The 15,135-nt window shown below is 29.1% G+C and carries 16 protein-coding genes, 1 pseudogene and 1 other annotated feature; of the genes and pseudogenes, 10 read left to right on the forward strand and 7 right to left on the reverse strand.

The window, feature by feature from the left end:
• The first annotated feature begins 82 nt into the window (after positions 1-82).
• Positions 83-1,240 (forward strand): ATP-binding protein, encoded by a 1,158-nt coding sequence (locus tag RCG18_RS29030; protein WP_374119137.1) that lies wholly within the window; start codon positions 83-85, stop codon positions 1,238-1,240.
• A gap of 129 nt (positions 1,241-1,369) precedes the next feature.
• Positions 1,370-1,765, forward strand: a binding site (T-box leader).
• Between the two features lie 110 nt (positions 1,766-1,875).
• Entirely contained in the window at positions 1,876-3,081 is a 1,206-nt protein-coding gene (gene tyrS / locus RCG18_RS12370) for a tyrosine--tRNA ligase (RefSeq protein WP_308041576.1), read from the forward strand.
• Between the two features lie 151 nt (positions 3,082-3,232).
• Here tyrS and RCG18_RS12375 read toward each other — a convergent pair whose 3' ends face one another.
• Positions 3,233-3,559 (reverse strand): hypothetical protein, encoded by a 327-nt coding sequence (locus RCG18_RS12375; RefSeq protein WP_308041577.1) that lies wholly within the window; start codon positions 3,557-3,559, stop codon positions 3,233-3,235.
• A 158-nt stretch (positions 3,560-3,717) separates the two neighbouring features.
• On the opposite strand from RCG18_RS12375, the gene RCG18_RS12380 reads away from it, so the two are divergent.
• Positions 3,718-4,197 carry a hypothetical protein gene (locus RCG18_RS12380; protein WP_308041578.1) on the forward strand — a complete coding sequence of 160 codons (480 nt, stop codon included), beginning with the start codon at positions 3,718-3,720 and terminating at the stop codon, positions 4,195-4,197.
• 138 nt (positions 4,198-4,335) lie between these two features.
• On the opposite strand, the gene RCG18_RS12385 is transcribed toward RCG18_RS12380, so the two are convergent.
• Entirely contained in the window at positions 4,336-5,481 is a 1,146-nt protein-coding gene (locus RCG18_RS12385) for a transglutaminase domain-containing protein (protein ID WP_308041579.1), read from the reverse strand.
• 265 nt (positions 5,482-5,746) lie between these two features.
• Between RCG18_RS12385 and RCG18_RS12390 the strand changes: the two genes are divergently transcribed.
• The 3 genes from RCG18_RS12390 to RCG18_RS12400 all read left to right on the forward strand — a co-directional run bounded on the left by RCG18_RS12390 (position 5,747) and on the right by RCG18_RS12400 (position 8,675).
• Positions 5,747-6,388: a carbonic anhydrase gene (locus RCG18_RS12390; protein ID WP_308041580.1), complete on the forward strand. Its 642-nt coding sequence runs from the start codon at positions 5,747-5,749 to the stop codon at positions 6,386-6,388.
• 108 nt (positions 6,389-6,496) lie between these two features.
• Entirely contained in the window at positions 6,497-6,856 is a 360-nt protein-coding gene (locus RCG18_RS12395; protein WP_308041581.1) for a hypothetical protein, read from the forward strand.
• Positions 6,857-7,103: 247 nt separating this feature from the next.
• Entirely contained in the window at positions 7,104-8,675 is a 1,572-nt protein-coding gene (locus RCG18_RS12400; protein ID WP_308041582.1) for a DEAD/DEAH box helicase, read from the forward strand.
• Between the two features lie 60 nt (positions 8,676-8,735).
• Here RCG18_RS12400 and RCG18_RS12405 read toward each other — a convergent pair whose 3' ends face one another.
• The 4 genes and pseudogenes from RCG18_RS12405 to RCG18_RS12415 all read right to left on the reverse strand — a co-directional run bounded on the left by RCG18_RS12405 (position 8,736) and on the right by RCG18_RS12415 (position 10,464).
• The gene (locus RCG18_RS12405) at positions 8,736-9,113 is read right to left on the reverse strand and encodes a hypothetical protein (protein WP_308041583.1); all 378 of its coding nucleotides are present in this window, start codon (positions 9,111-9,113) and stop codon (positions 8,736-8,738) included.
• A gap of 51 nt (positions 9,114-9,164) precedes the next feature.
• A pseudogene (locus RCG18_RS29035) lies at positions 9,165-9,257 on the reverse strand (hypothetical protein); the annotation flags it as partial.
• Positions 9,224-9,643, reverse strand: a complete 420-nt coding sequence (locus RCG18_RS12410) for a peptidoglycan-binding domain-containing protein (RefSeq protein WP_308041584.1) — start codon at positions 9,641-9,643, stop codon at positions 9,224-9,226. The pseudogene RCG18_RS29035 and the gene RCG18_RS12410, both read right to left, overlap by 34 nt.
• A 176-nt stretch (positions 9,644-9,819) precedes the next feature.
• Positions 9,820-10,464, reverse strand: coding sequence for a Mur ligase family protein (locus RCG18_RS12415; protein ID WP_308041585.1), 645 nt, complete (start codon positions 10,462-10,464; stop codon positions 9,820-9,822).
• A gap of 194 nt (positions 10,465-10,658) precedes the next feature.
• Here RCG18_RS12415 and RCG18_RS12420 point away from each other — a divergent pair, with 194 nt between their 5' ends.
• A complete protein-coding gene (locus RCG18_RS12420; RefSeq protein WP_308041586.1) occupies positions 10,659-11,531 on the forward strand; it encodes an AraC family transcriptional regulator in 873 nt (290 codons plus the stop codon).
• A 71-nt stretch (positions 11,532-11,602) separates the two neighbouring features.
• On the opposite strand, the gene RCG18_RS12425 is transcribed toward RCG18_RS12420, so the two are convergent.
• A complete protein-coding gene (locus RCG18_RS12425; protein WP_308041587.1) occupies positions 11,603-12,253 on the reverse strand; it encodes a hemolysin III family protein in 651 nt (216 codons plus the stop codon).
• 413 nt (positions 12,254-12,666) lie between these two features.
• On the opposite strand from RCG18_RS12425, the gene RCG18_RS12430 reads away from it, so the two are divergent.
• The 3 genes from RCG18_RS12430 to RCG18_RS12440 all read left to right on the forward strand — a co-directional run bounded on the left by RCG18_RS12430 (position 12,667) and on the right by RCG18_RS12440 (position 15,133).
• On the forward strand, positions 12,667-13,350 hold the full coding sequence (locus tag RCG18_RS12430) for a response regulator transcription factor (protein ID WP_308041588.1): 684 nt from the start codon (positions 12,667-12,669) through the stop codon (positions 13,348-13,350).
• Positions 13,350-14,723, forward strand: coding sequence for an ATP-binding protein (locus tag RCG18_RS12435; RefSeq protein ID WP_308041589.1), 1,374 nt, complete (start codon positions 13,350-13,352; stop codon positions 14,721-14,723). The genes RCG18_RS12430 and RCG18_RS12435 overlap by 1 nt, the downstream gene beginning before the upstream one ends.
• A gap of 143 nt (positions 14,724-14,866) precedes the next feature.
• Positions 14,867-15,133, forward strand: a complete 267-nt coding sequence (locus RCG18_RS12440; RefSeq protein WP_178908605.1) for a metal-sensing transcriptional repressor — start codon at positions 14,867-14,869, stop codon at positions 15,131-15,133.
• Positions 15,134-15,135: the final 2 nt, after the last annotated feature.

Genomic DNA, 15,135 nt, shown 5'->3' on the forward strand with positions numbered 1-15,135 from the left:
TTTAGAAAAGGCAATTAATAAGCTAAATGAAGAAAAATTTAGGTTAGAAGAAATAAAGAAGGAACTTGAGATTAGCAAAGATATGTATAAGAGGCTTTTAGAGTTTTTGCCAGACGCAGTTATATTAAGAGTTGATAACAGAATAATTTTTGCTAATAACTCAGCTATTGAATTATTTGGAGCAGAAAGCCAAGAAGAATTGGTAGGGAAATCACCAGCTGATTTGACGCATAAAGAACACTTAGAAGATTTAAATGATAGATTAGATAGACAAAGAAGGGGAGTCAAAAATAGTTTTGATTTTGTTGAATATAGATTAACCACATTAGATGGTAGAATTATTGATGTTGAGCTAAAAAGTTGCTCAATTATGATTAAAGAGGAGAATCTATTTATAACAGTTATATATGATGTTTCTGAAAGAAAAAAAGCTGAGAAAACTGCTAGATTATTAAATGAAGCTCGTGAAAATGAAAGACTTAGAACAGAGTTTTTTGCAAACCTATCTCATGAGTTTAGAACTCCCTTAAATGTAATATACAGTGCTCTACAAGTTATAAACATAAAGTCTAAAGATGAAACTATAGAAAAGTATAATTTTATAATAAAACAAAATTGTTATAGGCTATCAAGGTTAATAAATAATATAATTGATTCAACGAAAATTAGTTCTGGATTTTTAAAGTTGAATTTATCCTATAGTAATATTGTTTCTGCTGTTGAAGATATTTCATTATCTGTTTCTTCATATATAGAATCAAAGAATATGACATTGATATTTGACACAGAAGTTGAGGAGAAATATTTGGATTTTGATCCAGAAGCAATAGAAAAGGTTATTTTAAATCTCCTATCAAATTCGGTTAAGTTTGGAAGAGAAAATGGAACAATATTTGTTAATGTTTTTGATAGAAAAGAGGCTGTAATTATATCTATAAAGGATAATGGAATAGGGGTTCCAAAGGATCAACAGCCTTTTGTATTTGATAGATTTAAACAAGTGGATAAGTCCTTTACTCGCAATAGAGAAGGGAGTGGTATTGGATTAGGATTAGTAAAGTCTCTTATTGAGCTTCACGAAGGAACTATTACACTAATAAGTGAAGAAGGATTTGGAAGTGAATTTATTATAGAGCTGCCTGCAACAGAATTTTGTAAAGATTATTCTAGTAGCATGTCAGTTTTAGAGTATAATTTAAATGAGAAAGTAAGTATTGAATTTTCCGATATATATTCATAAGTTTAATATCATATCTTTCATAGATGAATAGTTGTATATCATATAAGATATACTAATAATAATTTATAATTATATTTTAAACTATTGATTTTAGTGTATAATTATGGTAAAATGTTTAAAACTAAATTATTCAAAGCTACGAAGAGAAGAAGTAAGATATATATGTCTTTTACAGAGAGTTCCTGGCGCTGAGAGGGAGCAAAGAAAAATATTCTGAATACATCTCTGAGCATCACACCAAACCTTTCATTTTTGAAAGAAGTAGGCTGTTGACGGATCCTTTCCACCGTTAAAAGGATAGAGTATCATGTGATTAAGCAGACATACAAAATCTGTGATTTTGATATGGTCGCTTAAGCAGAGAACTCAAATCTATGATTTGAAGTGAATCGCTTACTCAGTGAGTACTCATTCGACGATAGGAGAAGGAGTTTCATATATTATTGCATTGTATTCGAAAAGGTTAATACTGTGAGGTATTAATAAATAAAGGTGGTACCACGGGAATAAACTCTCGTCCTTATATGTTTATAAGGATGGGAGTTTTTTTATTTTTAAATATATTTTCTTTAAAACTTAAGACGCTGTAAAACTAAATTTTATATATCATCGATTTAAATAAAGGAGGAGTTTATATGATGAGTATTAAGGAACAAATTAAAATTATACGAAAAGGAGCAGCTGAAATAATAAATATTGAGGAATTGGAACAAAAATTAGTTAAATCACAAAAAGAAAATAAACCTTTAGTAGTTAAATTAGGACTTGATCCAAGTGCACCGGATATACACCTTGGGCATGCAGTAGTTCTAAGAAAAATTAAGCAGCTTCAAGATTTGGGTCACAAGGCAGTCATAATAATAGGGGACTTTACAGGAATGATAGGTGATCCTACAGGAAAGTCTAAGGCAAGAAAACAATTAACTAAAGAACAAGTAATTGAAAATGCTAAGACTTATGAAAAACAAATATTCAAAGTTTTAGATAGGGAAAAAACTGAAGTAAGATTTAATAGTGAATGGTTAGGTAGGCTAAATTTTAGAGATGTAATCGAACTTGCTTCAAAACTAACAGTAGCGAGAATGCTTGAAAGAGAAGATTTTAAAAATAGATTTAACAATCAAATTAGTATCGGAATACATGAGTTTTTTTATCCTTTAATGCAAGCTTATGATTCAATAGAGTTAAAGGCAGATATTGAATTAGGAGGAACTGATCAAAGATTCAATATTTTGATGGGAAGAACTATGCAAAAAGAATACAATCAAGAAAGTCAAATAGCTATGTTTATGCCAATATTGGAAGGAATAGATGGAAAAGAAAAAATGAGTAAAAGTCTTGGAAATTACATTGGAATAAATGAAAGCGCAGAAGAAATTTATTCCAAAGTTATGCAAATTCCTGATGAATTAATAATAAAATACTTTGAATTAGCTACAGACATACATCCAGATGAAATTGATAAAATAAAAGCTATGCTTGAAAATAATGAAGATAATCCAAGAGATGTTAAGATGAAATTGGCAAAGGAAATTGTAATATTATATCATGGTGATAAAGCAGCATCAGCAGCAGAAGCTCATTTTAAAAGTGTTTTTCAAAATAATGAAATTCCTGAAGACATACCTAGTGTAGATATAGTGAAGGGGGAAAATATAATAGATATTATTACTAAATCGAAGCTTGCACCTTCGAGGAGTGAGGCAAAGAGATTAATGCTTCAAGGAGGAATAAAGGTGAATGGAGAAAAGGTTTCGGATTTTGAGAATACACCCCTGAAAAATAAAGACATAATTCAAGTAGGAAAGCGAAAGTTTGTCAAAGTATTAAAAGAATCATAAATTATATGATTTATTATAAAAATTGATGAAGTAAAATGGAGCAAAAATTAAATAGAAATATAGTGTATAATGAATTGAAATAACCTCTAATTTAATTAAATATTAAAATTAGAGGTTATTTCGTTGCTACATGGTAGTAACAACATATAAATTACTTAATACCACTTATTTTACCTTTTAATGCTTTTAAGCGTCCATTTACATAGTTAAGAAGCTCAGATTTATTATCTTTTATATCATTTGGAGCATTGGAAACTATAGTAATAATATCTAGTTTATTTGCTTTTACTTCATCACCAACCTCAAAAGCTAAGCACCTGTTTTTCACTTTCCAATAAGTATTGTTAAATTCAACTGCTTGCCTCTTGTTGTAGTATCCTTTTTCAACACCAAATTGAAATAAGTCTGCTGCTGCTTCTAATTCTTCTAAATCCTCAGCTTCTAAAGTTTCATTAATAAGAGTCTGAAATGTTTTCATTTTAGCCCCCCTCTTTTTATTGTAGTAATAATATTTTAAGCTTATAATATGGTTCATATACTGGAGTATATTGGTCTTAATACCATTAGTACAGACAGTAACATTTATACCTTTTTTATTTGTTTTTGTCAATATGTATTTCTAAAAGGAGGCTCAATATGATGGTTAGGGAATATTTGCTAGATGCTAATATAGTTATAACAATTTGGAGTAGATATCCAGAGTTATTTGATATTATTGAAAAAGATAGTTGGGTGAATTTCAATATTTCTCAAAGCATAGCTAAGGAATTATGTAAAAAAGAATTTAAAGAAGTAAATGGAACGCCTGTGCTTTCAAATAAATTTTTAAAACTATTAAATCATATAATCAATGATGAAGTCCATGATATAAATAAAAATAATAAGAATCATATTAAAATAAAATATAATTCTAAAAATAAATTCTATTTTATAAACGGCAGTAAGATATCTAGCAATGACTACAATCTTATATGTATTTGTGAAAAAAATGAAAAGTATACTTTGGTAACAGGAGATAAAAATATACTTAAAAGTGCGGTGAGCATATTAGGGCCTTCCAAGGTAATGAACTTTGAAAATTTTATTGAGGATTTAAAGCAGAATGAAGTTTTATAGGGTTTCGAGGCCGAAAATTGACTTACACCTTGAACTATGTTTCCAAATTTCAATCCGTCAAAAACTTTTAGTCAGTCTAAAGTTTGGAAACATAGCTCTTTTGCAAGTCAATTTTTTAGTTTGAAACCTTAAATATACCTATTTGAAAGTTATAGTAATATATTCAGAGTTGTTTAATTCATCGGTATAGTAGGTCCAACTATAACTTCCTCCTTTTGACAATGAATCATAAGCTTTATTTACTACTGAAGCTACATCATATACATTGGCGTCGTAATTCAAGACTCTGAGACTTAATACAGAATCACCATCGGCAAGAGAAGTTCTTATAGATTTATAAAAATCGCTGTAGCTTTTTATTGGTATTATCACGTTCTCATTTTTATCTTTTTCAACAATATTTAAATTTTGAAAGTTATAGGTTGTAATAGAACATTGAGGATATTTGCTTTTGTCCCATTTATGATTTTTGCTTATTTGCTCATCAGTGAGGTTGAAGTAAGTATATCTTGAATCGTTAGACCCGTCTTCAGTTACGGGGTCATCCCAGGTTGTATCTAAATGATAATACTGTCCGCCTATTTTAACAATATTCCAAGCATGAGCCACCCAACTTTTGCCGTCATTAGCATCTCCTGATACCACAGTGGATTCAATACCAACAGCTTTTAAGAGCTTGTACATTGCTTCTGAATATCCTTGACAAGCCCCAATGCCATTAATCAATACACCATAAGCGGTGTTAGAATCATTTGGCATGTCTTTGGTGAAAAATCTTTTATCATATTTAGTGTTATTTACTAAATAATCATGGAGTGCTACCTCTTTTTCATAATCTTTCATATCTGGTTTAATTACTTTTTCTACAATTTCTTGAACCTTTTTCTGAACCGCTTTTTCCTTATTTTTTAGAGTTTCCCTACTATCACTGTATTTAAAGTCAATTGTTACCTTAAAGGGTATTGATGGTTGTACAGAGCTCTTGGCTTCTGTACAAATACCTTGAAGTTCAGGATTATCCTTTAGGACTTTTTTAAACACATCTAAATTATACACATTTTTATCGTAATGCCATATCCTAAGAATTACACTGCTATCATAGTTGAGCATAGCTTTTTTTATAGCATTATAGTACTCATCATAGTTGTTGACTTTCACACTAGATTGAGAGCTAGTACTACTAAAAGCGCCTTTAGATGATTGAGAAATAAAAATAGTAATTAAAGCTATCAAGAAAAATACAAAGAATTTAAATAGAATCTTAGACTGAGTCTTTTTTAACATAATTATCTCCTTTTATATAAGAACAATTATTATTGATACTATATTCTATTCATATAAGTACCATGATTTTATTTTTAGAACAACAAGAATATAAATACATCATTGGGAATTAATTGGAAAAAATAGAACAAATAATTAACAGAATATTAAAGCATTTGATTTTACACATAATTAAACTATATTTTTTGTCGATATAATGATAAAATATAGATTAATTATGAAAGAAACTACTTTATGAAGGTTCAATATAGGGAGGGTTTTCTTTATGACAGATGAATTATTATACAAATATGATGAGAATAAATATAATTTAGGAGTTTTATCAGATGAAGCGGAGAAAGCCCTAATAGAAGGAAATAAAAGATTCGTGACTGGGAGATTTTTGAAAAAAGGTTTTTCAGAAAAGATCCGCTTAAGGCTTTCTACAGACCTACAAAGACCAATGGCGGTGGTGCTCACTTGTGCTGATTCGAGAGTTGCTCCAGAAGTAATATTTGATCAGGGGCTAGGAGATATTTTTGTTGTACGTAATGCTGGAAATGTAGTTGATAGCGTTGTACTTGGCAGTATTGAATATGCGGTAGATCAATTTAAGATACCATTAATTCTTGTATTAGGCCATGAAAACTGTGGTGCAGTTAGATGTGCAGTAGATGGAACTGAAACTTCACAAAATATAAGGACAATCATGGATAAAATTATGCCTACTGTGAAATCAGTAAAATCTTCTAATATGAATGATGGTGTAGAGGAAATCGCCTCAAAAGTTGAATATGAAAATGCAAGACAATCTGCTAAAAGAATTTTAGAGAGCTCCATAATTAGTCGTTTTGTAGAGGAGAAAAAGGTTAAAATAATTACAGCCAAGTATCATTTAAAAACAGGAAAAGTAGAGATGCTAAAATAATAAGTATAATTTTATCGGTTATATTTGGACAAAGCACAGGGGCTAAATTCTCCCTTATGGAATATATTAAAGAAAAAGCTATATACAAGGGGGGAGGAATGGTTTGCTATGGATGTAGAAGAGTTAAATATACTTGGAGCTCAGTTAACTTTTTTAGGCGATGGCTTACTGCTTTTAGCTGCAGAAAAAGAAGCAAGTTTAGATAAAATAAAAGATAAAAAGAAAAAAGAGGAGCAAAGTCAGTTAGCTACTAATTTAAATATATGTGGAAATTTTATTGTTTTATTAGGTGATACAATTGCCCTTATAGCAACTCAGCAAGAAGCAGAAAAAACTTTTCAAAATGAAAAAAAGGTTGATCCTATTACTTTGGAGGCCACTCGTGAAGAATTAATAGGAGCACAGTTAAATGTTATTGGTGATGTCTTTAGTTATAGAGCAGCAGTTTTAGCAGCCAGCGTTCGTTAAAAATTATAATAGTAAAACAAATTAGTTTATTTTAAAGGAGTGCCTCGATTTATAGGCACTCTTTCGTTTTGCACTAAATGCGAAATTTTAATACTTTTTTATATTTTGGGTAAAATATAAAAAAGTATATTAAAAAGATTTCTAACCTCAGTATTTACAGTATTTTTTTATATTGTCAAATTAACACTTGATAATATAAGTAGATTATATTATAATGAATTGATTTATACGGAAAGAAGGAATGTAAATGAAAGAAATGAAGTTTAGTGATTTAGGACTTAATGACGATATACTTAAAGCCATTGATGGAATGGGATTTGAGGAGCCTTCTAATATACAGGCTGAAGTTATACCTGTTATTTTAGAAGGTTTTGATGTTATTGGCCAGGCTCAAACTGGTACGGGAAAAACACTTGCTTTTGGTGCGCCAGTTTTGAGTAAATCTAATGGATCACAAGGAAAAATATCAAGTATTATATTAACTCCTACAAGAGAATTAGCTATACAGGTAAATGATGAATTAGTGCGTGTGTCTAAATATTCTAGAATAAAACTTTTACCTGTTTATGGCGGTCAACCTATTGAAAGACAGATTAAAGCTCTAAGAAAAGGAATAGATATGGTGGTTGGTACTCCTGGTAGAGTTTTAGATCTTATAAGAAGAAATGTAATTGATTTAAGTGGTGTTAAGTTCCTTGTGCTTGATGAAGCTGATGAGATGCTTAACATGGGCTTTATTGACGATATAGAAAGCATTATACAAGAGTGCGGAAGTGATAGACAGACATTATTGTTTTCAGCTACTATGCCTAATGAAATTAAAAAACTAGCAAAAAGATATATGAAGTCTGATGCTAAACATATATCAATAGTAAAAAATGCTATGACAGTATCTACTATTAATCAGTACTACTATGAAATTAAACAAAAAGATAGATTTGAATCTTTATGCAGAATTCTTGATGTAGATGAGCCTGCTACAGCAATTATTTTCTGTAAGACTAAAAGAGGTGTAGATGAATTAGTAGAATCTATGCAAGCTAGAGGATATAACGTAGAAGGTATGCATGGAGATATGAGCCAGAATCAAAGAATGAATACACTTAGAAAGTTTAAAGAAGGAAATCTAGAATTCCTTGTGGCAACAGATGTTGCAGCAAGAGGTATTGATGTTGAGAATGTAACACATGTTATCAACTATGAATTACCACAAGATATAGAATCATATGTACACAGAATTGGTAGAACAGGAAGAGCTAATAAAGAAGGAATAGCATATACTCTTGTTACTGCTAGAGAATATATGACTCTTAAGCAAATAGAAAAGGTTACAAAGAGCAAGATAAAGAGAAAAGAAATACCATCAATTGATGATATATTCCATTCAAAATATAAAAATATATTAAATAGAGTAAAAGAAACTCTAGAGCAAGAGGATTATAAGAAGTTTGTTCCTCTAGCCGCAGAACTTGATGAGGAATTTAATCTTGTTGATGTAGCTGCAGCTTTAATGAATATAGTTTACGGTAAGGAAATAAGCTTTGATTATACAGAAGATCGTATAGGTGGAGAATCAAATTATGTTAGATTATTCCTAACTGTTGGACGTATGGATAGGGTTAATCCAAAGGAAATGCTTAGATTCTTCGGTGATAATGCAGATGTACACAAAGAAGATATCGGAAATATAGATATACTTGAAAAGTTCTCTTTTGTTGATGTAGCTGAAGGCGCAGTTAACTCATTGATAAAGAACTGCTCAGGTAAAAAGTTATGTGGAAGAAAATTAAAGATGGAAGTATCTACAGGAAGAAGATAATTTTCACTATAATATAAAAAGGTCCTAATTGCTTTTGCAATCAGGACCTTTTTATATTGACTAAAATACTTTTATAGATGTTTTCTTTGGAAGTGTTCCTAGAAATTTTGCATTTTCATTTGCAATTCTTAAACCGTATCCGCTGTCATCTGCGGATGAATAAAAGACTTTTAATCCATCTATTTGTGTAAAGTTGTCCATAGGAATTCCGTTAAAATTTAAATGATTACCTTGAAGTCCTAAGGAATAAATCCCTTTATTAACTTCACCAGAAAAAACATCAAAACATCTAATTTGTTCCCATGAATTACTTACTTTCTGATATACTTTACAGATATGACCTGAAGTATTTACCATTACATAATAATCTGTGGTTGATTTAAAGTTCTTAGTTTCGTCTGATATATAATTAATATTTTCATTTATTTTATCTATCAATTTGGTATCTATTTTATCGGTAATAGGTAAATTATTTTTTTTCTGAAAGTCCTTTATAGCTGCAACTGTATCAGAACTTTTTAAGTTTCCTGTTAGCTGTATTTTATATCCTAAGTATATAAGTTTTTTTGAATATCTGTAGATACAGGGCTAAATCCATCGCTATCGTCTATAGAATAATTGGAAGAGTATTTTAACAAGGCTTTAGCTGTCTGTGGTCCAAATATTCCATCAGCTTTTAAACAAAATTTCTTTTGAATTTCCAACACCGCCTCCTTAGTATATTGTCCATACACACCATCTTCAGCTAGCCCAGCACCACAATATAGGTTTAAAGCGCTTTGTATAGTTTTAACTACAGCGCCCTTATCACCAGACTTTACAACTTTGTTAGAGCATATATTATAATTATATGCTGGCTGTTTTGCGATGTCATTTGGTGCTGGCTGTTGTGCATGTACGGATTTGTTTGGAATAGATATCCCAGCAGCAATAGATGCTATAACCAATAGTTGTTTTGTATTTTTCAAGTTAGGTTCCTCCTTTGTGAAAAATAAATCTAAATGTGTAACTATAATGAATTTAATGAAAATTCATGTCGAATAATAAGTTTTATATATGTTAAATACGAGTATAGTCTCGATTATTGGGGGGTATTATGTAAAAAAATATAAAAAAAAGCATGTTGTAGTTAACATGCTTTTTTTCAAAATATTTCAGTTTGAGTTAGTGCATTTATGATAAGATTTAAAGGAAATCCCAGAAAATAGCAAGTTCCAATAGCAGCCAATGTATCATAAACATTAGAGTTATTAAAACTATTTATTTTAACTTTTTTTTCTGACCCATTAAAATCTAATATAAAATTTATACCAGATTGAGAGTACCGTATATCTTTTGCCATAAAATCTGCAGTTGTATTTATGCCATAAGTGATTGCATCAAAAGGAACGTTTTTACTTATTTTATTTAAAAGCGGATCATCTACATTAATCAATCCAAGTCCACATACTTTAAAAAGTTTCATCATCGAATTTTTACAGCTGTTTTCGTTTTTTACATTAGACAAATCTTTGTTTAAATCTGTAAAAATCCTAATATCAAAATCATACAAATTAGCTCTGTGATAGGTTAAAGATGAATAACTGTATTCTTTTACAGATATATTTTTAGCAGTATCTACAATTTTTGAGCTTCTACCTAAGTACTTAAGTATTGCTCTTATTAAACGAGTAACTGGCTTTCTATCTTCATTACCAGTAATTCCAATAAAATTAAATTTTTCTGATAGTTTATCATTAACTTGAATTACATCATAGGAAATCTCATTGAATATCTGACGATGTTCCATTTATATTCCTCCTCCATTATTTCAACTAAGCTTCAAGTGAGATTTTAAAACTTTATTTAAAGCAAATTTTACTTTATATCTTATACTATTATTATAATAATAATTTTTGCTATGTTTATTGCTAAAAATGCTTAATATATTGCAAAAGTTGTTTTATTATATAATAGAGAGAAAAATATATAGAGGAGTAAGTTATGAATAGTAACAATCATGTCCTAAATATAAAAAGAGGATATCTAAAGGAAGATTTTATTTTCTTTCACTTAAAAGATAAAAAACAAATAGAATTTGAGTTTCATTACCATGACTTTAATAAAATTGTAATATTTATATCAGGCAAAGTTACGTATTTAATTGAAGGTAAAGCTTATGAGTTAAAACCCTGGGATATACTTTTTGTAAGTAGCAATGAAGTTCATAAACCGCTTATTGATCCAGAGGAAACTTATGAACGTATAGTTATATGGATTAATTCAAAATTTTTAGAGAAGCATAATGCGGAAGATAACAATTTAATGACATGCTTTGAATTGGCTTCTAGCCAAAAGTGCAGCCTTTTGAGATTAAGTCCTGAATTATTAATAAGTATAAAGAATACAATGACTCAACTTGAAGCAGCATACAAAGATAATGAATTTGGTAATTATGTATTAAAAAACGCTTTGTTTTTACAAGTAATGGTATATTTAAATAGACTGGCATTAAAAAGTGAAAATAATACTAGAAATAGTGATATCAAGTATGATGAAAATATAGATAATATTTTAAATTATATAAATACCAACCTTAATAGTGATTTATCTCTAGATAAGCTTTCAGATAAGTTTTTCATGAGTAAATATTATTTAATGCATAAGTTTAAGAAATATACAGGATACACAATCTATAATTATATAATGCAAAAAAGGATTATAATGGCCAATAATTTAATAAAAGGTGGGAAACCAATAACAGAAGCTTGTTTTGAATGTGGATTTGGTGATTATTCAAGTTTCTTAAAAGCTTTTAAGAAAATTTTCGGAATATCTCCGAAGCAGTATTATAAAGCTTTAAAAGAGCTTGAATAATCACAATAAGAACTTCCTCGATCATTATTTAGACGTAGATTATTTTAAATCAGCTTCAAAAATTATAAAATTTATAAGTATAGTACGTATTTAAACATAAGCCAGTAATGGCAGAAGCTTCCTGCCAAAACAAATATGTGGAATATTTCATGAAAACCGAAGTATTTTAAATTAATTTTAGGCCATTTGGTTGCATAAATTACGCCTCCTACAGTATAGGCAATTCCACCTGCAAATAGCCATGACATTGCTCCAGGAGAAAAAACTTTATTTAGAGGATATATAGCTATAATCACTAACCAACCCATAAAAATATAGAAAAGAGTAGATAGCCATCTTGGAGCGTTAAACCAAAAGTTTTTTATTATTATGCCTATAATTGTAAGACCCCATATAGTACCAAAAATACTCCATCCCCAGGCACCCCTTAGAGCAATTAGGCAAATAGGAGTATAACTTCCAGCAATTAAAAGATAAATCATAGAATGATCGACTCTTCTAAGTATATTAATTGCTTTTTGAGAAACAGATGCCAGATGATATATTGAACTAGCAGAATAAAGTAATATTAAACTGGCTCCAAAGATAGAAAAGGTTACAATATGCCAGACACTACTCTGTGTAGCAGAATATACAATCAAAATAACTAATCCTACAATTGAGGCAAAGACACCAAATAAATGTGTTAATCCGCTGACCGGTTCACGAAGCTTTGCAAACATAACATCCTTCCTTTCAAATTATCAATAATTATATTTCAACATGTAGTTTTTAAAACTACATGTTGTTATGTTAAGATCATATATCTATATTAGCTATATATCAAGTTAAATTTTAGTTATAATTCCTGAGTTATGGATGATCTACAAGATATAACTCTTCATACATATGTCTTTCACGGTTTTTTACAACTATATATTATTAGTAGATAAAATAGATTTTATGACAATAATAGCTACAATATTATATATTTATATTTGTATTTTACTACAAATGATAACTAAAATACACCAAGAAATGAAAAAGATTTCAATATGGAATAAATACTGTAAGCTTAAAATGATAGTGCTTTCTTCATAAAATCTACACAGATATTTGTTATTCTGATAATATAGGTGTTATTGAGGTGAACGATATGAACAATATATTAATTATAGAAGATGAGAAAAAAATATATGATGTATTAAAGGCATACTTGGAAAAGGAAGGATATAAGGTTTATTGTACAGATAGTGGAACGGAAGGTTTAAAGCTTTTTGATTCAATTAAATTTAAGCTGGTTATATTAGATTTAATGCTTCCAGATATTCAGGGAGAAGAAATATGTGAAATTATGAGAGCTAAATCAGATGTATACATTTATATGTTAACAGCTAAGTCTTCTTTAGAAGACAAAATAGAGGGGCTTAATATAGGAGCAGATGAATACTTAGTAAAGCCATTTAGCCCAAGAGAACTTACTGCTCGTGTAAACGCATTATTTAGAAGAATAGATATAGAAGACTCTAATGCTTTATCTTTTAATAATAATGAATTAGAAATATATAAAGACAGCAGAATAGTAAAGTTAAAAGGAGAGGAAGTAGCATTAACCCCTAATGAATTTGATATACTATATCTACTTGCAGTAAATAAAGGTAGAGCATTTAGTAGAGAGCAATTAATAGAAAAAGTATTTGGAATAGATTTCGAAGGATTCGATAGAACAGTAGATGTTCATATAAAAAATATAAGAAAGAAAATAGAGGCTGATAGTAAAAATTCTAAATATATTTTGACTGTTACAAGAGTGGGATATAAGTTTGGTGGTGAAAGCTAATGTATAGCATAAGCAAAAAACTGAGTATTATATTACTAGTGTGCTCAGTACTCGCAACAGTACTTACTGCTATTTTTGTAAATTTCACCATAAACAATAAGTTTAATCAGTACATGGTTGATATTCAAAATAAAAGAAACGAAAGAATAGTACAATACTTTCAGGAGGTCTATAAAAGAGATAAACAGTGGACGAAAGAATCAGGAAGAGAAATGGAACATGAGGCCTTTATGAGTAATTACTGTTTAACTTTATTAGATGCAAATAAAAAGCTAGTTTGGACAATGGATCCAAATGATATTAGAGAAAAAAATCATCTGACAATGATTAATGATAAAGAAAAGGGAGTGTATAATACAATTAATCTTCCTATTAGATACAATGGGAAGATTGTGGGATATGTGGGCATAGGTCAATATTCTTCGGTTTTATTATCTTCAGAAGATATAAATTTCAAACTGTCAATAAATAAAGGAATCGCAGCAAGTATTATACTCACTTTAATTATTGTTATTTTTACAAGCTTATATTTTTCAAAGCAATTTTCCGTGCCTATTAGAGAAGTATCTGATATATCAGTTAATCTTTCACGTGGTGATTACAATACTAGGTCAAATGCTAAAACTGATATACTAGAGCTTGAAAATCTTAAAGATAGCATAAACACATTAGGAGAGAAGCTTAAACAACAGGATTTATTAAGAAGAAGATTGGTATCTGATATTTCTCATGAAATTAGAACTCCTTTAAATATACTTCAAAATAATTTAGAAGCTATGATTGATGGTATTTTCCCTGTGAATACTGAACAGTTAACAGCTCTTAATGACGAAGTTATTAGGTTTGGAAAGCTTTTAAATAACCTAAATGTTTTAAAAGAGTCTGAAGCAGAAGGCATTTTACTAAACAAAGAAAAAGTTTCGATAGACGAGCTTATAGCATCTGTATGTGATGATTTTACAATTGTATTAAAAGAAAAAAATATAGAGTTAACTTATAATCTTAAATATAATGAGAATTATATAATTTTAGGTGATAGAGATAAACTAAAACAAGTGTTTATAAATATCTTATCTAATGCAGTAAAATTTACAAATGAGAATGGTAAGATATGGGTTAATCTTACAAAAAATAAGAATGAGATTATTGTTAGTATAAGAGATACTGGTATAGGAATTAGTAAAAAAGATTTGCCATTTATATTTGAAAGACTCTATAGAGGAGATAAAAGTAGAAATAAGATTGATGGAAGCGGTATAGGCTTAACTATAGTAAAAAATATATTGACTTTTCATTCTGCCTCTATTAATGTAGAAAGTGAAGTCAATAAAGGTTCTACATTTACTATACATTTTAAATCTTTATCTTCATAATTTCTTCATAAAATTAATGTATTATGTATATAAAGGCAAGAGAATTGAAAAACTTAATTATATATTTAGTTGCTATTGAATAATTGATTCAATAGCAATTAAAAAAATTTATCATCACCCCACAGGGGTGAGGGAGGCGCTACATGAACGAGGAAAGAAAAAAAGCTTTACAAGCATTAAAAACTTCAAAAGGACAAATTGAAGGAATAATAAAAATGATTGAGGAAGGCAGATACTGCATTGATATATCCAACCAAATAGCTGCATCACAGTCATTGTTAAAAAAGGCTAATTTATTGATTTTAAAACAACATTTAAATCATTGTGTAAAAGATGCTTTTATGAACAATAGTGGAGATAAAAAAGTAGATGAGGTAATAGATTTACTTTCAAAATTATTAAAAGATTAAAC

Source organism: Clostridium sp. OS1-26, from assembly GCF_030915445.1.
GTDB lineage: Bacteria > Bacillota > Clostridia > Clostridiales > Clostridiaceae > Clostridium_AM.